Here is an 18,029-nt window from a genome sequence, read left to right as displayed (position 1 = left end):
ATCCAGGAGTAAAGGCATGAGCATTTATGACGTCGTGATAATTGGCGGTGGCCCCGGCGGTTACAACGCTGCGATCCGTGCCGGTCAATTGGGTTTGAAAGTGGCTTGCGTGGAAGGACGCAGCACCTTGGGAGGCACTTGCCTGAATGTCGGCTGCATGCCGTCCAAGGCTTTACTGCATGCTTCGGAACTCTACGATGCGGCCGTGGGTGCCGAGTTCGCCAACCTGGGCATCGAGGTCAAGCCCACCCTCAATCTCGCCCAAATGATGAAACAGAAAGATGAAAGCGTGGCGGGGTTGACCAAGGGCGTCGAATTTCTCTTTCGCAAAAACAAAGTCGACTGGATCAAGGGTTGGGGTCATATCGACGGGCCCGGCAAAGTCACGGTGACCGACAGCACAGGCGGCAAGACTGAACTGGGCGCGAAGGACATCATTATCGCCACCGGCTCGGAACCCACTCCCCTGCCCGGCGTGGAGATTGATAACAAGCGCATCCTCGATTCCACCGGCGCACTGTCCCTGCCGCAAGTGCCCAGGCACCTGGTGGTCATCGGCGCCGGCGTGATCGGCCTGGAGCTGGGTTCGGTTTGGCGGCGATTGGGCGCGCAGGTGACCGTTGTCGAGTTCCTCGACCGGATCTGCCCCGGTGTGGATGTCGAAGCCGGCAAAGCCCTCCAGCGGTCGCTGGCCAAACAGGGCATCAGCTTCAAATTGAGTTCGAAAGTGACCAGCGCCCTACCGTCGGACACCGGCGTTCAACTCAGCGTCGAGCCGGCCGCGGGAGGCACCGCCGAACGGCTTGAGGCCGATTTCGTGCTGGTGGCCATTGGGCGCCGTCCTTATACACAAGGCCTTGGCCTTGAGAATGTTGGCCTTGCCACGGACAAGCGCGGCATGATCGCCAACAAGGGCCATCGCACCGAAGCCCCGGGGATCTGGGTGATCGGTGACGTAACCTCCGGGCCGATGCTCGCCCACAAGGCAGAAGATGAAGCCATGGCGTGTGTCGAACAGATTGTCGGCAAGGCCGGCGAGGTTAATTACGCGCTGATTCCCAGCGTGGTCTACACCAAACCCGAACTGGCCAGCGTCGGCAAAACGGAAGAACAGCTCAAGGAAGAAGGCCGGGCTTACAAGGTCGGTAAATTCCCTTTCACCGCCAACAGCCGGGCGAAGATCAATCACGAAACCGAGGGCTTCGCCAAGGTACTGGCCGATGAACGCACTGATGAAATCCTCGGCGTTCACCTTGTCGGCCCCAGTGTCAGCGAAATGATTGGCGAGTATTGCGTGGCCATGGAGTTCAGTGCGTCTGCCGAAGACATCGCCCTGACCTGCCACCCACACCCGACGCGCTCCGAGGCCTTGCGCCAGGCGGCGATGAACGTGGAGGGATTGGCGACTCAGATGTAAATCCAGTCATTGCAGCGCTAGAGCTACCGCTATCGCGAGCAGGCTCGCTCCCACATTTTGAATTGCGACGGATATAAAAATGGTGGAAGCGAGCCTGCTCGCGATGCAAACGACTCGGTCTTAGGCCGGCAGATGTTCCAGCGGCAAAGCCCCCGGCGCCTTCACCGTATGAATCGCAAAATTGCTGCGGATATCACTCACGCCCGGCAACTTCAGCAGACGGCCAGTGAGAAAGCGGTCATAGGCACGCAGGTCCGGTACCACCACTTGCAGCAGAAAATCCGATTCCCCCGACACCAGGAACGCAGAGATCACTTCAGGCAAAGCCGTCACTGCCAGGCGAAACGCATCGGCCTGTTCGTCATTGTGCCGCTCGACCTTAACCCCCACGAACACCGTCAGGCCGAGCCCGACTTCATCGCGATCCAGGTTGGCCTGATAGCCGCGAATCACACCGGCCTCCTCCAGCATTCGTACCCGGCGTAAACACGGCGATGCAGACAGGCCTATCTCATCAGCCAGTTGCACATTGCTCAGGCGACCGTCCCTTTGCAGTGCGGCCAGAATCTTGCGGTCGTAGGCATCGAGTTTCATGGTTTGGCAGATCCGGATGGTTTATCTGAATGAAAGCGGCAGATTATGCCAATCCGAGACGCATAAGAAGCCAACTACGCAACCACCTGCCCTGCCCTTGCGTCTTAGACTGTTTGCACCAAATCGATAACGAAACAGGTGCGACATGGCGAGTTTCTGGCTGTTCTTTCTGGCGCTGGCGGTGGTGTACCTGTTACCCGGCCCGGACATGATTTTGCTGTTGCAGACTGGCGCCCGCCAGGGAAAAGGGGCTGCACTGGCCACTGCAGCAGGCCTGGCCATCGCCCGTGGATGCCATGTTGCGCTGGCGGCACTGGGTCTGGCGGCATTGTTCAAGGCCGCGCCCTGGACCTTCGATGGGGTGCGCCTGGCGGGAGCCGCGTACCTGCTCTGGATTGGCATTCAGTGCCTGCGCACGAACATGCTGCCGAACATGAACGACGCCTGCGATGCAAACCCTCGCTACCGAGAGGCAATTCAGCGAGGTTTGCTGACCAATCTTCTCAACCCTAAAGCACTCTTGTTCTGTTCCGTCTTGCTGCCGCAGTTCATTTATCCACAGGCAGGACCGGTACTTGAGCAATTCGTCACCCTGGGCGTGGTGCTGGTTGTCGTCGGTTTGCTGTTCGACAGCACATACGCCCTGGCCGGTGCGGCGCTCGGTCGATGGTTGCAACGCAACCCTTCGGCCCAACGCCTGCAGCAATGGTTATTCGGCAGCCTGTTGATCGGTTTCGCCGTGCGGCTGACCTTCATCCAACAAGCCTGAACCAGCTTCCTGTGGGAACGAAAATGATCGCCTGTAGGAGCCAGGCTTGCCGGCGAAGAACGATGACGCGGTTCCAACAAGAACATCGCGGTGTCAGGTTCGCGGGCAAGCCTCGCTCCTACAGGGGGATCATCTTGTTTTGCGGCGACGAACGATCAACAACACCGCCGCTGCCACAGCCAATACACCGCCCGCCAGCAACGCTGCCTTGAACGGCCGCAACGCCGAACGGGCCGCATCGGTGGCCTGGGTCACATAGCGCTTGTCGGCATTCTCGAAATCGGGATACGGGCATTGGTGGCCGAAGTCCGCCGCCCACTCCACATACGGGCCTTCCTTGATGTAACGCTGATAGAGCGCACTTTGCTCTTCGAGGCTGCTATTCCACCCCGCCGCCTCACAGAGAACGGCGGCAAACGCCTGGCTGGTGTGCGGCAAATTATCGGCCGCGCGACTGGCCAGTGCCGTGGCGACAAACCGGTAGTGGTAACGCTGATCAGGTTGGGCGGCGCTGGCCTGCTGACGCGTCACTTCGTCCTCGGCCACCAGCGGCCCTACCTTCAACTCGGTGTTTTCAAGGCTGAAGCTGCCACCGAGTGCGGCGTAATCCGGGGCCATTTCATAGCCAAGAATATCCATGCCCCACTCGCGTGCGGTCCAGGCTGCCTTGTACAACGCCGAGGCACGTCGTGTCGGCCACCATGCCGAATCGGCAGCCAGACGCTGCTGACCATACAACCTGGCCTTGTGGCGCAAGCCGTCATTGTCGAAATAATCCGGGGCTTGTTCGTAGTGCCCTTCGCGCAACAAACGCCGCCCCAACAAGTTGCGCAATTTCGCCGCCACCGGCAATGGCACGTAGTTGTCACGATCCTGCTGGGTAAGTCCCGGCGGTGCCGGCACCTGTGTATCGACGTAATGCTTGAGCTCATCAAGGGTCAGCACGCGCTCGGCCACGGTCGCCGCGTCGAACCAATAGACGCCCTTGCTGCGATACAGCTGATCGAACGCTTGCAGATAGTCGCCACGCTGCAGGGCGAGAATCGCGCTTTCGCCTTCGACTCGACACTTGGGCTGCACGGTTTCAAAGGACCAGTCCTGTGCTCGCCGCTCGCCCCAGGTTTCATTCTGTGGAAACGCCTGGGCCGCCTTCGCATACGCGGCTGCCGCTGCATTTTTATCGCCCTCGCGCACCGCCAGTTTGGCCCGCAGCCACCAGGCCAATCCGCCATCGCCAGCGTGCTCCAGGAATGCCCTGGCGCTGGTGTAATCACCCTGTTGATAATTCACGGCCGCCAGGCGATCGGCATTTTCCAGACTGCCGCGCGTGCTGCTTTGCAGCAGTTTGATCAGCTTCTGTTGGCCGGGTGGTTGATCGCCGAATGACCAGCCCAATCGACTGATCAATGCAGCCGTCACCAGTTGCTGCACCGGTTTGACCTGAAGCAGTACGGCCAATTGATCTTCCGGCATGGCTGCAAGATCGTTCACCAACAGCTTCAAGGAGCTGTAGCCCACCGCCGAACCCTGAAGGTTTTGCGTGGCGTATAACTCGATGGCACTGCCCCAGTCACCTTCCGTGCGGGCGATGCGGGCCTCCTCACCGAGGCTGGCGACGCCCAGTTCCAGTGGATCGCTGAAGCCGTCGATGCTCAGTTTCCGCGCTTGTGCGAACGCGTTTCGCGCCTGCACCAAGGAGTCAGGGTCGGCGCCTGCTTCCGAGCTTTTGGCGAACAATGCCCGGCCGAGCGAATAAGCCGCCCATGTGCTGCGCAACGCTCTTTGATCCGCCGGCAGCGCGAGCACTTTCTGGAAATACTCCACTGCCAAACCGGAGTCGCCCGCAGCAAACGCTACGGCCCCGGCCAGATAAAGCTTGAGTTCGGCCGGCAGACTGGCGCCTTGCTCCTCCACCTGACGGGCATCCGTCAGCGTGCGCAATTGCTTCACCAGCGCCTGCTGCTCGATGCTCAAGCCGATTTGCTCGGCCTGGGTACGCTGCTCGGCATAATCAGGACCGTCCATGCTGTAGACGGTCGCACTGACATTCTTCAACCCGGCGACTGCGTGTCCCAGTCGACTGACTTCAAAGCTGAAACTGCCTTCCGGCAGCTCCGCCAACGACTGCGCGCGGTTGTCCAGCAGTCGCATGGGAAAGTCCGGCCCACACGCCCAGGTCGTCCCCAATGGCAGGCTGAGACTGAGGCACAACAAATGGCGCGGCCAGTTACGGGTAAACATTTGACTCTCCTTGATCAACTTTCATGCAGCGGGCCCAACCGATGGCGCGCTGCTGGCCGGCCGCTATGCGGCCTTCTTGCAAACGGGTGAATTCAAGCAGGTTCGGGCCTGGTTGCAATGCATAACCGGCCAGCGCATCGGCGCCCTCACAATCCTGCGCCGCCAATGTCAAACGCTCGGGCCAGGGGCTGTCGAGATTGCCTTGATTGACGATGCCGATGTCATAAAGCCCCTGGTGCGACGACAGTGTCAGCTCCAACCGACTGCCGAGGGCATCACCACGTGCCACCGCGCGCAAGGTGGTCAGGCTCCAGGCCCGACGATCATTGGCCAGTGGCAGGCGAAACCAGATAAGGCCAGCCAGATGTGCCGGAGGATCGGCACGCAATTGGGCGCCCAGTCTGCTCAATTGCCGGGGGTCGGCCAGCAGTTCCTGACGCTTGCCATCACGTTCGAGTTTGACTTCGCTTTCCACGATGGGCGCTGCGCCATCGCTCGGCAACAGCGCCACGCCATAGGCTGGCAGTGCCAGATAGAAGGGTTTCACTGTCACGCGGCTCCAGGCTTTGGCCCAGCGCCGGGCCTGATCCGGATCAAACAGGCCACGACGCGGATCACTCACCGCATGCACCTGCAACACGCTGCTATCGACTGTGGATAACAACGCCGGCAATTCACGACTATCGAGCCAGGCGGGTAAGGCCGTGATACTCAGCGGCAACGACGTCGGCAAAACCGCACGCAAATGCGCCAGCAACGCTCGATAGGCAATCAGTTGAGCGCTGCCTGCGTCGTGGTCGATTTCCACCCCAGCCAGTTTCAATCCTTGCGTCTGCCAGTCATCGATCACTTGCTGAACTTGCGTCGTGACCTCATCCCGATTCAACGACTTGAGCTGGCCATCGAGTCGAATCACCGCAATCAGTGGACGACCATCGCGTTTGAGCAGCAACGGATCGATGCGTGCCCGACTCCAGCCTGCCTGGGGAAAGGCCTGCAGTGCCAGCACTCGCAATGTCGAAAAGTCCTCACGACTGTCCCTGAGTGCAGCGTCATGAGCCGAAGTCCATTGCCGTTGCCAGACGTAGAGCTGTTGATCGAGCGGCGGTGCATCCCGCTGCTCGCAACCATTGAGCAGCGCCAGCACCGTCAGCAGCCCGATCAAGCGAGTGAGTAAAACCATGAAACGCCTGTCCCTGAAATGCGCAAAGGGCCTGTCACGGCCCTTTTTTGTATTGCGTCCTACCCTACCCAGCCGTCGCCCGACAGGCAATCACGAGCGGCAAGGATCCATCAAATATCCAGGACCAAAGGCTGCGGCCCTTGAGCAGGAACGGCACAACAAATCAGCACATGACCTTCATCCGGTACCTCTGCCGGTGGTAGAGGATAATTCACCTGACCACTGATCAGCCGCGTCTTGCAGGTGCCGCAGGAACCGCCACGACAACTGAATTCCGGGTGCAGGCCACGACTCTCCGCCAGTTCCAGCAGACTGCCGCCATCCGGCTGCCATCGCGCCTCCTTGGCCGAACGCTGGAACACTACAGGTACCGATGTCGTTGCTGCCGGTGGTTGCTCGATCACCACTGCGTCGAGGTCGGGCTGTCGACGCAATGTCGATGGACCGAAGGTTTCAGCGTGGATCCGTACGTCGCGAACGTCCAGGTCCCTCAGACCGTCATACAGAGCCTGGGTAAAACTGCCGGGGCCGCACACGACAAAATCCGGTTGGTCGTAGTCGTCGACTTCAAGCAGCTCGGTAATTCGGGCCATATCGATACGCCCGGTCAAATCAAAATCTTCACCCTCCCTCGCGTCCGGCTCCGGCTGACTGAGCAGGCGAACCACTCTCACCGCATCGCCAGCGCTGTCGAGCAAACGATCCAGTTCTGGACGGAATGGCTGGTCGGCCAGGCTTCGAGAGCTCTGAAGAAACCAGGTCGGGCGTATGTATCGGGTACGCAAGCCCTGATAGACCACTTCACGCAGCATCGACAGCAGCGGCGTAATGCCTACGCCGGCCGCCAGCAACACCAGTGGCCGACGCTCATTAGGCGCCACGGTGAAATGTCCCTGTGGTGCACGCGCCTCCAGCAGATCACCGATGCGCAGGTGTTCATGCAGATAGGAAGACACGCGCCCATCGCGCTTGACGCTGATACGGAAAAAATCATCCGATGGTGCACTCGACAGGCTGTAGGTACGGATATGCACCTCACCGTCGATATTGAATCGCAGGGGTAAATGCTGACCCGCGTGGAACACTGGCAACCCTGCTCCGTCGGCGGGCTCGAAATAAATCGAACGGATGTTGTGGGTTTCCGCTTCGATTTTCACTACACGCAGCGGCCGCCATTGATCGCCCAGCGCCTTGGCTTGCAGCCGAGCGGCAGCTTGTTCCCATGAACCTGTGAGCAGACTGGTGGGCGACATACCCTCAAAGCGCCAGCGCAAAGCCAATGCTGCGGGTCGACGAACTACATGTTCCACGTGGAACGTCCACAAACGTTCGGCACCTTGAAAGGCTTCAATCTGCGGACCTTCCAGCACGATTTCCGTACTGCCACTGAGTTGCAGCAGGTCGCCCGAATTGAAATCAATGAACAACAACCCGGCCCGAGGATTGAGCAGCAAATTACCGAGCGTATTGAAATGCAGGTTGCCGGCGAAGTCCGGGATCGTCAGGCGATTGCCTTCTACCTGTACAAAGCCTGGCATTCCGCCACGGTGTGAAACATCCACCGAACGCTCGCCCTCGTTGTCCACATAACTGGCGACGAAGAAGGTGTCAGCCTCGACAATCATCGCCCTGGCGGCGTCATCCAGCTCAGTGAAATGCTGGGCCGTACGCGTTGCCGGATCTGTCAGCGGTACCCTGTGAAATTGGCGCAGCTGAATGTACTGCGGGCAATTGCCGAAAGACTGTTGCACCGTGACCCCAAAACCAGCGGGCGAAACAGCACCGACGCGCCCATTCATGCGGTTGCGGCGCCGGGTGTGCAGCTCGATCCCGAGCAGACCGATGGCCGCACCGTCGCTCAATTGCGCCGGGTCGTCGGCTGCGGGCAGGCTGGTGAATTGCAACAAATCCGGTTCGGGCGAATAAGCGAAACCCGGCTCCCCTTCCAGCACGCTGGCCCACGGATGCCCATCGGCATCCACCGCGCCGTACAACATGAACGGCAGTTGTTGATAGAACGCGCGATGTTGTTCCGGCATGTGATCACGAATCACTCTGCGACCGAACACCTCCATTCGCTCTGCGACACCTACATGAGTCTGCAACTGTATTTCGCCGGCATGCCACGGTGAACGGTCCATAACAGCTCCTCCCCTGCACCCACGCAACAGTGTGAAGGGCCCGACCAGGTCGGGCCGAAAGCATCAGGCAGTTTTTTGCAGGCCGGCGACAGTGCGCGGCATACCGATAAACCCCGGCAAGGCTTCAACCCGTGCCAGCCAGGTTCGGATGTTGGCGTAGTCGTCCAGCGACACGTTGCCTTCCGGTGCATGGGCGATATAGCTGTAGGCCGCCACGTCGGCAATGGTCGGCTCGCTGCCGGCCAAATACGGTGTGTTGGCCAGTTCCTGATCAATCACCTTGAGCACGGTATGGGCGTAAGCGATCACTTCTTCTGCGTTGTAAGGTGCACCGAACACCGTGATCAGCCTTGCTCGTGCCGGACCAAAAGCGATGGGACCCGCAGCGGCGGACAACCAACGTTGTACTTTGGCTGCACCGACAGGGTCGGCGGGTAGCCAACGACCCTTGCCATATTTTTGAGCCAGATACACCAGGATTGCGTTGGAATCGGCCAACACCACACCCTGATCGTCCAACACCGGTACTTGGCCGAAAGCGTTGAGCGCCAGGAACTCTGGCTTCTTGTGTTCGCCTTTGGCCAGATCGACAAAAATCAGTTCGGTTGGCAATTGCAGCAAGGAGAGCATCAGCTCCACGCGGTGAGCGTGGCCAGAACGTGGAAAGTTGTAGAGCTTGATGGCTTGCATGGTCGACTCCGCGGTGAGAGGCGCCACCCGGGTTGGATCGGCACCAAAGGCAGCTATCTTCCGCCAGTCACCAAAACAACAGAATAACCAGCAAACGCAATCAATTATTTCAACCAGTGAAATAAACGATCAGCCCTGCAAATCCGGATGTTCCCTGAGCGCCTTCACCGCAAAATCGACAAAACTGCGAACCCGTGCCGCCGCCTTGCGCCCGCCCTGATAGACCACATGGACAGGCAGTGGTGGTACTTCGAAATCCTCCAGAAGAATTTCCAGTTCCCCGGCCGCGACCCTGCTTGCTACCTGATAAGACAACACCCGGGTATAGCCCAGGCCAAGCACCGCTGCGGTAATGGCAGCCTGGTTCGCCGTCACCACCAGTCGCGGTTCAGGCCGGACACTCAGCGGCTCGTGGCCTTCGACAAAGGGCCAGTTCCTGATTTGGCTGATCGAAGACGTCCCAATAATCGGTGCCAACGTCAGGTCTTGCGGATGCCTTGGTCGACCATGGGTTGCCAGAAACTGCGGCGACGCAACAATGACTCGCCGCACCTCCCCTACCCGAATTGCATGTTGATTGCTGTCAGGCAGTTCACCGATGCGTACCGCCACATCGATGCCCTCCTCGACCACGCTGACCACCCGGTCGACCAGCAGAGCATTGATGGAGACGTCCGGAAATTGCGTGAGAAAACTCACCATCAGCGGCGTGACAAACAACTCACCGAACAGGACCGGCGCCGTGATTGTCAGCTGCCCGCGGGGCTGGGCGTGACTGCCCGCAGCCGAATCCTCGGCTTCCTGCACTTCAGCGAGAATCCTGCGACAGTCTTCAAGATACCGCTGGCCCGCCTCACTCAGATGCACACTGCGTGTCGTACGCGTGAGCAACTGCGTACCAATGCGCTTCTCCAGCGCCGCCACCGCACGGGTGACGCTGGCCGCCGACAACCCCAAACGCCGCGCCGCTGCCGAAAAGCCCTGTTCCTGGGCGACGGCGGCAAAGACCTGCATTTCCTGGAAGCGGTCCATCGGCGTGTCCTCATTCAAATAAAAATCGCAGCGCGTGGGCTGCGATTTTAAAAGGTGGGTCGCGGAGATCATAGTTTGACACAGCCCCCCGAGAACTCTGGTGTGGCGGGAGCCTCCGTTCCGACGGTGCCGCAACATAGATTGACTGGTCCGTTGGCTGGCCTGGACACCCCTCTGCGTTGCAGCCTGGCCGGCGCGCATATTGAAATTAGCTGCGCCAATCGTCAGAAATAGCTGCGACGAAAATAAGCCAGGTCCGTGCAGAGGATTTTTCAGCAAATCCTCCAATTAGTCCCAACTATCGTCATAACTTCAGAATAAATAAGAATAAATGACTCGACCGAGTTTGCCTTCCACGCCATCTTCGTTGCGGTCAACGGCTTCCCCATAGGTCAGCTTGATCGAGGAACTCCTGGATAGCGTAAAACCGGCAGTCACCCCCAGTGACAAGGATCGTTGCGCATTGTCATCATTCTCGCCGTCCGTGTGGGTTTCGCCGCCACGCCAGAACAGCATGTCCGCCGACATCCAGAATGGGCTGGCGAAGTTGTGGGTGATGTGCGCCTCACCGCCGTACAACGGTGCTTGGGACTTGCGCCTGGCACCGTAGGGTGAATTATTGTCGCTGTAGAAAATCACAGCCGGGAGCAGTTCGAAGGTGGTTAGCGACGGGTCCAGCCAGGAGTTACCCAGCGCATAGGATATTGGGGCCCCCAACTGCCAGGCATAGCGATGAGTGCCCAAGTTGACGGCTTTGTTCGAATCGTACTCACCCGTGGGCAAGAATATTTTGCCGAGTATGCCTAGGGAAAAACCGGGGTGGTGTTTCACATACTCCTCGACAGACAATGCGGGCGACCCTATCAATCCGAACGCCACCCCCAGTTGTGCATCGCCAAGACCCGAGCTGGACGTGGAAAGCGATTGCCTTGGCAACTCCACCGTCGCTTCGACCTCGCCGAACGGCAGTACACCGAAAACAGCAGTGGCATGCCCTGCAAGATCCACGACTTGGGTGTACTGCAGCACACCGACATTGACATCGATTTCGCTACCGCGGATGGCCGATCCAGGCGCAGCCGACTGGTTACCGCGGGTGGCGATGCCGTGAACGGTCAGCATCTTCGTGCCGACAGGCGCCAATTGATAGGCGCGAGCGCCGTCGTCGGCGGCTTGTCCTTCAAATGACACGCCCAGCAGCAGAGATAGGAGAACGTAATGTTTATTCTGATACCGATACATTGAATGATCCGGTCGGGTGTTGTTCATCACTGGGCGGGGTGCGCTTCAGGAAACTTCCATTGCTCGCTGATGACCTCAGGACGGGGCCGATACATACGCACGGTGTAGTTCCAGCCAGCGGTGATGGGCAAGCAATTGGGCGTAGTGGCCTCGCATTTGCCGAATTGAATGGTGTAGGCACCCTTCGCATCGGGCTTGGCGGTCAGGTTGTTGAGCGAGTAGGTGCCCAGCGCATTTTTTTCGAAATAGCCGTTGCGGTCGTAGACGCTCAATGACCAGAAGCCGTCCACAGGTACATCCTTAACAGTCAGTGTGTAGGGCGTTCGACCATCGTTATGCTCCGGGAACACGCTGACATATTTGGCCGCGTAATCAGGATTGCCGCCCCAGCCGACAGCCGTGCCCATCAGATGCGCGATCGGGTTGACCTCAGCGCGAGCGCCGAACATCCGCGATCCACTGCCGAAGGAGGACAAAGTCTCCAGGGTTTGGCGGACCTTCGCCTGGGAAGCCGCATCCCAGGCAACGCTTTCGTATTGACCTTTGTTGGCCTGTTCCACGCCAATGGCGTCCTGAATGCGCTGAGCGGCCTTAACGTCTTCTGGTTGCCCTGCGTTCACCAGCGTGCGCACGACGATAAAGACATATCGCGTTCCGACTTTGTCTCGATCATAGGTATGGCGGCCGGGGGTGTACGTCACCTCGGTGGTGTAGTGGTCCTGGGAAATAACTTGCAGTGACATGAAGCGCTTTGCGGAGTCGGGCAAGGTGATGCTGACCGGCCCCGCGTCCAGATCGAAAACCCCTGAGGTGTACAGAGTGTCGCGGTTCATTCTCACCACAGTCTGGTTGTCGATAGCGGTCGGTTCGCGTTCATGTACCAGGGAACCGAACCCGCCTTTCTCGACGGTTTTTTTAAAGTACAGATCGGTTTCTGCGCGGATGAAGTTGAAAGCGTCGACTCGCACGGCAGGACTGTCGCCCGCCGATACAGCCAGTGAACACAAGCAGAGTGCGATGCAGGTGAGAGCGCGAGGGGAGGTAGCGATGCGCATGGATCTTTCCTTGAAAGCTTGGGGGATGTTCTTCAAGGATTGCGGTAGCCGCAATTCCTCGATTCAGAGCATCGGCGCTATCAGCGCCAGACACCCAATCCCAAACTGACAAAAAATTTACCGCCCGCTGGGTCGCATCAAACTCGGGGTCAAATCTTCGTTAGGCTCGCACTATCAAACAGAAGAGATCGCCTTTCTTGACCGGCAACCAATTGGAGCGCTTGTCCGTGCCCGGATCCTCGGACTGGGCATAAATATCCAGGCTGCCGTCACTGCCGTATTTCAAACCGGCCGTGCGGTCTCCGATGGAGAAGCGATTGATCTGATTGTCGATCACCATGTACTTGGCGTTATAAGCGTGTAGCGACCAGAAGGCTTCGGCGTCGGGCCTAATATTTTTCTGCAGCGCGATGGACTAAGTCTCGTCGCAGTCAATCAACGGAAACTGCTCACGGATATCCATGATGTCCTGATTGAACTCCATGAGTATCAAGAACATGTACTCACTATTAGACACCCAGTGATGGCCACGGGAGACTCTAATAGCAGGAATGATTCTAGACGTGCGCTTGGAAGGAACTGAGGCGGGTTGGCTGATTCGGAGTCATTGCTGGACCAGCCTCAGGGCGCAAAATCGATTTAGATCAACGTATCGGCTGCTGTTCAGCCTGTGTGAGCCTCGATTTACGCCCTGTGGAAGGTTGTCACCTACTTAATTTCGCTTGTTACCGGCCTGTTTATTGTTGTCATCTGCTTTTTTTGAAAACAATACCAAGGCCGGCTCAGCTGTGGATAACTTATTCCACCGTCACGGATTTCGCCAGGTTGCGCGGCTGGTCGACGTCGGTGCCCTTCAACACCGCTACGTAGTACGACAGCAGCTGCAGCGGGATGGTGTAGAGGATCGGCGAGAGGATGTCGTGGATATGCGGCATGTGCACAACGTGTGTGCCTTCACCGTTGGCCATTCCGGCTTTTTCGTCAGCGAACACGATCAGTTCGCCACCGCGGGCGCGCACCTCCTGCAGGTTGGACTTCAACTTCTCCAGCAGTTCGTTGTTGGGCGCTACGGTCACAACGGGCATGTGGTTATCCACAAGCGCCAGTGGGCCATGCTTCAACTCACCCGCCGGATAGGCTTCGGCGTGAATGTAGGAGATTTCCTTGAGCTTGAGCGCTCCTTCCATCGCCACCGGGAACTGTGCACCACGACCAAGGAACAGCGTGTGGTTCTTCTCGGCGAACAGCTCGGCGATTTTCTCGACCGTGGCGTCCATGGCGAGCGCCTCACCCAGGCGGGCCGGCAGGCGACGCAGTTCTTCCACCAGAGTCGCTTCAACGCCGTTGGCCAAGGTACCGCGAACCTGTCCCAGAGACAGCGTCAGCAACAGCAGCCCGACCAGTTGAGTGGTGAACGCCTTGGTCGATGCCACGCCAATTTCGCGACCGGCCTGAGTCAGCAGCGTCAGGTCGGACTCACGCACCAAAGAGCTGATTCCGACGTTGCAAATCGCCAGGCTGGCGAGGAAACCCAGCTCCTTGGCATTACGCAGGGCAGCCAGCGTGTCGGCCGTTTCGCCGGACTGGGAAATAGTGACAAACAGGGTATCGGGTTGCACCACGACCTTGCGGTAGCGAAACTCGCTGGCGACTTCGACCTGGCACGGGATACCCGCCAGTTCTTCGAGCCAGTAACGCGCAACCATGCCGGCGTGATAACTGGTGCCGCACGCAACGATCTGCACATTGCGCACTTTGGCAAACAGCTCGGCAGCTTGTGGACCAAAGGCCTGCACCAGTACCTGATTCTGACTCAAGCGGCCTTCCAGGGTGCGCTGCACCACCGACGGCTGTTCGTGAATTTCCTTGAGCATGAAATGGCGGAATTCGCCCTTTTCAGCCGCTTCGGCACCGTCGCGGTACTGCACGGATTCGCGCACGACAGCCTGGCCATTGATATCCCAGATTTGCACGCTGTCGCGGCGGATTTCAGCAATATCGCCTTCTTCCAGATACATGAAGCGGTCGGTCACCTGGCGCAGGGCCAATTGGTCGGAGGCCAGGAAATTTTCCCCCAGGCCCAGACCAATCACCAATGGACTGCCGCTACGGGCTGCTACCAGGCGATCCGGCTGCTGGGCACTGATCACTGCCAGGCCATAGGCACCGTGCAACTCTTTGACAGTCGCCTTCAATGCCACGGTCAGATCGCCCAGATCCTTGAGTTTGTGGTTCAGCAAATGAGCGATGACTTCAGTGTCGGTATCCGACGTGAAGACGTAACCCAAGGATTTGAGTTGTTCGCGCAGGGCCTCGTGGTTCTCGATGATGCCGTTGTGCACCACCGCCAGATCACCGGAAAAATGTGGGTGCGCGTTGCGCTCGCACGGCGCGCCATGGGTGGCCCAACGGGTGTGGGCAATGCCCAGACGACCGGACAGTGCTTCTTCGACCAGCGCCTGCGCAAGCTCACTGACCTTACCTGGGCGGCGCACCCGCTCCAGTTTTTTGTCGTTGGTGTAGACCGCCACACCCGCACTGTCATACCCACGGTATTCCAGGCGCTTCAAGCCTTCGACCAGAATGGCGGTAATGTTACGTTCTGCGACCGCGCCAACAATTCCACACATGTCATTTCTCCTGACTGACAGCCGCGCAAATCAAAGTGATGCCGCGGGCCTGAATCTGATCCCGTGCCTCTGTCGGCAGGCGATCATCGGTAATAAGGGTATGGACGCTACTCCAGGGCAGCTCCAGGTTGGGAATCTTGCGACCGATCTTGTCGGCCTCCACCATCACCACGACTTCGCGGGCGACTTGCGCCATGACCCGGCTTAGCCCCAATAGCTCGTTGAAGGTGGTCGTGCCGCGAACAAGATCGATGCCATCGGCACCGATGAACAACTGATCGAAGTCGTAGGAGCGTAGTACCTGCTCAGCGACCTGACCCTGAAAGGACTCGGAATGCGGGTCCCAGGTTCCGCCGGTCATCAACAGCACCGGCTCGTGTTCCAGTTCGCTCAAGGCATTGGCGACATGCAGGGAGTTGGTCATGACAACCAATCCCGGCAGCTGCCCAAGCTCAGGAATCATGGCTGCAGTGGTACTGCCGCTGTCGATGATGATCCGTGCGTGTTCGCGAATCCGGGTTACCGCGGCACGGGCAATGGCCTGTTTGTATCTGGAAACAGGCTGACCGAGATCCGCCACCAGTTCCTGCGGCATGGTGATTGCGCCGCCATAACGACGCAGCAACAGGCCGTTGCTTTCAAGCGCAGCCAAATCCTTGCGAATCGTAACTTCGGAAGTTTCAAAGCGTTTAGCCAACTCATCCACACTCACCTCCCCCTGTTCAGTGAGCAGGGCAAGAATGTTGTGGCGACGTTGTGGCGTGTTGCGCTTCGACATAGACGATAAAGTTTCGTTTCGAAAGATAACGGAAGCAATCAAAACCTATCAGCGAAACTTCGTCAAGCGCATTGCGATAAAACGATCTGTGGATAAAAGCATCGCGGGCAAGCCCGCTCACACTGGAAGTCGAATACTCCCGTCGGAGCGGGCTTGCCCGCGAATACACTGGATCAGGCTGTGAATAACTTTAGCCAATCCTTGAGTGTGGATAACTCAACTCTTCTTGATCTTCTCCGGCCGCTTCCAGCCATCGATGTTCTTCTGGCGCGCACGCCCTACTGCCAACTGGGATTTATCCACAGTGGAGGTAATGGTCGAACCCGCCGCGGTGGTTGCACCATCGTGGATATCCACAGGCGCCACCAATGAGTTGTTCGAGCCGATGAACACATCTTCACCCAGTACGGTTTTCCACTTGTTGGCGCCGTCGTAGTTGCAGGTGATGGTGCCGGCGCCGATGTTGGTGCGTGCTCCGACTTCGGCGTCGCCCAGATAGGTCAGGTGACCAGCCTTGGCGCCTTCGCCCAGATGTGCGTTTTTCAACTCGACGAAGTTACCCACATGAGCCCGCGCTTCCAGCACCGAGCCTGGGCGCAAACGCGCAAATGGACCGGCATCGCTGCCTTCACCCAAAATGGCGCCTTCGATATGGCTGTTCGCCTTGACCACCACACCTTTACGCAGCGTGCTGTCTTTGATCACGCAGTTCGGGCCGATGACCACGTCATCTTCGATAACGACCTTGCCTTCAAGGATCACGTTGATATCGATCGTGACATCGCGACCCACTATCACTTCACCGCGCACATCGAAACGCGACGGGTCACGCAGCGTCACTCCTTGGGCCATCAAACGGCGACCAGCGCGCAGCTGGTAATGACGCTCAAGCTCCGAAAGCTGCTTGCGATCGTTGGCGCCCTGCACTTCCATCGCGTCGTGGGGTTGCTCGGTGGCCACCTCAAGACCATCGCTCACCGCCATGGCGATGACATCGGTCAGGTAGTACTCGCCCTGGGCGTTGTTGTTGGACAGACGGCTCATCCATTCGCCAAGACGAGCGAAAGGCAACGCCAGAATACCGGTGTTGCCTTCAGTGATCTCGCGTTCGACTTCATTGGCATCTTTCTGCTCGACGATGGCTTTAACCTTGCCGTCAACGTCACGAACAATTCGGCCATAACCTGTCGGGTCCGCCAGCTCGACGGTCAACAGTCCCAACTGCTGCTCGCCTGCGTGCTTGAGCAAGCGCTGGAGGGTTTCGACCTCAATCAGCGGCACGTCACCATAAAGCACCAGCACGGTATCGGACTTGATGAACGGCACTGCTTGAGCAACGGCATGACCGGTACCCAATTGCTTGTCTTGCAGGACGAAATTCAGATCATCAGCAGCCAGCCGTTCACGCACGATGTCGGCACCATGTCCGATCACCACGTGAATGCGCTGTGGATCAAGTTGACGGGCGCTGTGGATAACATGGCCGAGCATCGAATTACCTGCAATCGGGTGCAGGACTTTCGGCAAGGCCGAACGCATGCGCGTACCTTGACCAGCAGCGAGAATAACAATTTCAAGAGACATGACTGGCTACCAATCCTGGGTGGTCAGCGACTGCGACCAAATGATGAATATCGGAAAAAGAAAAAAGGGTAGCCGAGGCTACCCTTTTTTATCAATCGCACAACAAGCTTCGCCTTAGTGGCCGAACTTCTTGCGGATCTGCTGGACGGTGCGCAGCTGAGCTGCGGCTTCGGCCAGACGTGCGGACGCAGCTCCGTAATCAAAGTCTGCGCCTTTGTCGTGCAGCGCCCTCTCGGCAGCCTTGAGAGCTTCCTGAGCGGAGGCTTCGTCCAGGTCGGCAGCGCGTTGCACGGTGTCGGCAAGAACCTTGACCATGTTCGGCTGAACCTCGAGGAAACCACCGGAGATGTAATACACCTCCTCTTCCCCGCCCTGCTTCACCAGGCGGATCGGACCTGGCTTCAGATTAGTGATCAGCGGCGCGTGACCCAGGGCGATACCAAGATCACCCAGTGCACCGTGCGCAATCACCATCTCGACCAGACCGGAAAAGATTTCTCCTTCCGCGCTGACGATATCGCAATGGACTGTCATAGCCATCTGATTGCCTCAACCTAAATGAGCGCCCGTTTCCGGGCGCCGGGATTACAGTTTCTTGGCTTTCTCGATCGCTTCTTCGATGCTGCCGACCATGTAGAACGCTTGTTCTGGCAGGTGGTCGTAGTCACCGTTG

The 18,029-nt window shown here is 58.5% G+C and carries 16 protein-coding genes; 2 read left to right on the top strand and 14 right to left on the bottom strand.

Annotation, left to right across the window (positions count from 1 at the left end; all coding sequences use genetic code 11):
- Nucleotides 1-16: 16 nt before the first annotated feature.
- Entirely contained in the window at nucleotides 17-1,417 is a 1,401-nt protein-coding gene (gene lpdA, locus ACQKP2_RS11245; protein ID WP_427576390.1) for a dihydrolipoyl dehydrogenase, read from the top strand.
- Nucleotides 1,418-1,537: 120 nt separating this feature from the next.
- Here lpdA and ACQKP2_RS11240 read toward each other — a convergent pair whose 3' ends face one another.
- Nucleotides 1,538-2,011, bottom strand: a complete 474-nt coding sequence (locus ACQKP2_RS11240; protein ID WP_427576388.1) for an Lrp/AsnC family transcriptional regulator — start codon at nucleotides 2,009-2,011, stop codon at nucleotides 1,538-1,540.
- A 145-nt stretch (nucleotides 2,012-2,156) separates the two neighbouring features.
- On the opposite strand from ACQKP2_RS11240, the gene ACQKP2_RS11235 reads away from it, so the two are divergent.
- Nucleotides 2,157-2,780, top strand: coding sequence for a LysE family translocator (locus ACQKP2_RS11235; RefSeq protein WP_427576387.1), 624 nt, complete (start codon nucleotides 2,157-2,159; stop codon nucleotides 2,778-2,780).
- A gap of 129 nt (nucleotides 2,781-2,909) precedes the next feature.
- On the opposite strand, the gene ACQKP2_RS11230 is transcribed toward ACQKP2_RS11235, so the two are convergent.
- The 13 genes from ACQKP2_RS11230 to ACQKP2_RS11170 form a co-directional block, all read right to left on the bottom strand.
- Nucleotides 2,910-5,021 carry a hypothetical protein gene (locus ACQKP2_RS11230; RefSeq protein ID WP_427576385.1) on the bottom strand — a complete coding sequence of 704 codons (2,112 nt, stop codon included), beginning with the start codon at nucleotides 5,019-5,021 and terminating at the stop codon, nucleotides 2,910-2,912.
- Nucleotides 5,008-6,204 (bottom strand): DUF3142 domain-containing protein, encoded by a 1,197-nt coding sequence (locus tag ACQKP2_RS11225; RefSeq protein WP_427576384.1) that lies wholly within the window; start codon nucleotides 6,202-6,204, stop codon nucleotides 5,008-5,010. The genes ACQKP2_RS11230 and ACQKP2_RS11225 overlap by 14 nt, the downstream gene beginning before the upstream one ends.
- Before the next feature lie 110 nt (nucleotides 6,205-6,314).
- Nucleotides 6,315-8,345: a pyridoxamine 5'-phosphate oxidase family protein gene (locus ACQKP2_RS11220; protein ID WP_427576382.1), complete on the bottom strand. Its 2,031-nt coding sequence runs from the start codon at nucleotides 8,343-8,345 to the stop codon at nucleotides 6,315-6,317.
- 63 nt (nucleotides 8,346-8,408) lie between these two features.
- Nucleotides 8,409-9,035 carry a glutathione S-transferase family protein gene (locus ACQKP2_RS11215; protein WP_427576380.1) on the bottom strand — a complete coding sequence of 209 codons (627 nt, stop codon included), beginning with the start codon at nucleotides 9,033-9,035 and terminating at the stop codon, nucleotides 8,409-8,411.
- 129 nt (nucleotides 9,036-9,164) lie between these two features.
- The gene (locus ACQKP2_RS11210) at nucleotides 9,165-10,067 is read right to left on the bottom strand and encodes a LysR family transcriptional regulator (RefSeq protein WP_427576378.1); all 903 of its coding nucleotides are present in this window, start codon (nucleotides 10,065-10,067) and stop codon (nucleotides 9,165-9,167) included.
- A gap of 312 nt (nucleotides 10,068-10,379) precedes the next feature.
- Entirely contained in the window at nucleotides 10,380-11,309 is a 930-nt protein-coding gene (locus ACQKP2_RS11205; RefSeq protein WP_427576376.1) for a transporter, read from the bottom strand.
- 26 nt (nucleotides 11,310-11,335) lie between these two features.
- A complete protein-coding gene (locus ACQKP2_RS11200; RefSeq protein WP_427576374.1) occupies nucleotides 11,336-12,364 on the bottom strand; it encodes a DUF1254 domain-containing protein in 1,029 nt (342 codons plus the stop codon).
- 160 nt (nucleotides 12,365-12,524) lie between these two features.
- Nucleotides 12,525-12,770 carry a DUF1214 domain-containing protein gene (locus tag ACQKP2_RS11195; protein WP_427576463.1) on the bottom strand — a complete coding sequence of 82 codons (246 nt, stop codon included), beginning with the start codon at nucleotides 12,768-12,770 and terminating at the stop codon, nucleotides 12,525-12,527.
- Nucleotides 12,771-13,161: 391 nt separating this feature from the next.
- On the bottom strand, nucleotides 13,162-14,994 hold the full coding sequence (gene glmS, locus ACQKP2_RS11190; RefSeq protein ID WP_427576372.1) for a glutamine--fructose-6-phosphate transaminase (isomerizing): 1,833 nt from the start codon (nucleotides 14,992-14,994) through the stop codon (nucleotides 13,162-13,164).
- 1 nt (nucleotide 14,995) lies between these two features.
- Nucleotides 14,996-15,772: a DeoR/GlpR family DNA-binding transcription regulator gene (locus tag ACQKP2_RS11185; RefSeq protein WP_427576370.1), complete on the bottom strand. Its 777-nt coding sequence runs from the start codon at nucleotides 15,770-15,772 to the stop codon at nucleotides 14,996-14,998.
- A gap of 216 nt (nucleotides 15,773-15,988) precedes the next feature.
- Complete coding sequence (gene glmU, locus ACQKP2_RS11180) at nucleotides 15,989-17,356, bottom strand: bifunctional UDP-N-acetylglucosamine diphosphorylase/glucosamine-1-phosphate N-acetyltransferase GlmU (RefSeq protein ID WP_427576369.1); 1,368 nt, start codon at nucleotides 17,354-17,356, stop codon at nucleotides 15,989-15,991.
- Nucleotides 17,357-17,470: 114 nt separating this feature from the next.
- Nucleotides 17,471-17,896, bottom strand: coding sequence for a F0F1 ATP synthase subunit epsilon (locus ACQKP2_RS11175; protein WP_427576367.1), 426 nt, complete (start codon nucleotides 17,894-17,896; stop codon nucleotides 17,471-17,473).
- A gap of 45 nt (nucleotides 17,897-17,941) precedes the next feature.
- Nucleotides 17,942-18,029: hypothetical protein (locus tag ACQKP2_RS11170; RefSeq protein ID WP_427576461.1), on the bottom strand; the 88-nt coding region annotated here is incomplete at its 5' end.

This window comes from Pseudomonas sp. NPDC089569 (assembly GCF_050280625.1).
In the GTDB taxonomy this organism is placed as follows: domain Bacteria; phylum Pseudomonadota; class Gammaproteobacteria; order Pseudomonadales; family Pseudomonadaceae; genus Aquipseudomonas.
The sequence above is the reverse complement of the archived record's forward strand: the minus strand, read 5'-3'. Positions and strand labels throughout refer to the sequence as shown.

Excerpts from the sequence above, each read along its gene's own strand:
- ACQKP2_RS11210 (WP_427576378.1), bottom strand. The coding sequence starts at position 10,067 with ATGGACCGCTTCCAGGAAATGCAGGTCTTTGCCGCCGTCGCCCAGGAA.
- ACQKP2_RS11205 (WP_427576376.1), bottom strand. The coding sequence starts at position 11,309 with ATGTATCGGTATCAGAATAAACATTACGTTCTCCTATCTCTGCTGCTG.
- glmU (WP_427576369.1), bottom strand. The coding sequence starts at position 17,356 with ATGTCTCTTGAAATTGTTATTCTCGCTGCTGGTCAAGGTACGCGCATG.
- ACQKP2_RS11215 (WP_427576380.1), bottom strand. The coding sequence starts at position 9,035 with ATGCAAGCCATCAAGCTCTACAACTTTCCACGTTCTGGCCACGCTCAC.
- ACQKP2_RS11225 (WP_427576384.1), bottom strand. The coding sequence starts at position 6,204 with ATGGTTTTACTCACTCGCTTGATCGGGCTGCTGACGGTGCTGGCGCTG.
- ACQKP2_RS11175 (WP_427576367.1), bottom strand. The coding sequence starts at position 17,896 with ATGGCTATGACAGTCCATTGCGATATCGTCAGCGCGGAAGGAGAAATC.
- lpdA (WP_427576390.1), top strand. The coding sequence starts at position 17 with ATGAGCATTTATGACGTCGTGATAATTGGCGGTGGCCCCGGCGGTTAC.
- glmS (WP_427576372.1), bottom strand. The coding sequence starts at position 14,994 with ATGTGTGGAATTGTTGGCGCGGTCGCAGAACGTAACATTACCGCCATT.
- ACQKP2_RS11230 (WP_427576385.1), bottom strand. The coding sequence starts at position 5,021 with ATGTTTACCCGTAACTGGCCGCGCCATTTGTTGTGCCTCAGTCTCAGC.
- ACQKP2_RS11220 (WP_427576382.1), bottom strand. The coding sequence starts at position 8,345 with ATGGACCGTTCACCGTGGCATGCCGGCGAAATACAGTTGCAGACTCAT.
- ACQKP2_RS11235 (WP_427576387.1), top strand. The coding sequence starts at position 2,157 with ATGGCGAGTTTCTGGCTGTTCTTTCTGGCGCTGGCGGTGGTGTACCTG.
- ACQKP2_RS11240 (WP_427576388.1), bottom strand. The coding sequence starts at position 2,011 with ATGAAACTCGATGCCTACGACCGCAAGATTCTGGCCGCACTGCAAAGG.
- ACQKP2_RS11185 (WP_427576370.1), bottom strand. The coding sequence starts at position 15,772 with ATGTCGAAGCGCAACACGCCACAACGTCGCCACAACATTCTTGCCCTG.
- ACQKP2_RS11200 (WP_427576374.1), bottom strand. The coding sequence starts at position 12,364 with ATGCGCATCGCTACCTCCCCTCGCGCTCTCACCTGCATCGCACTCTGC.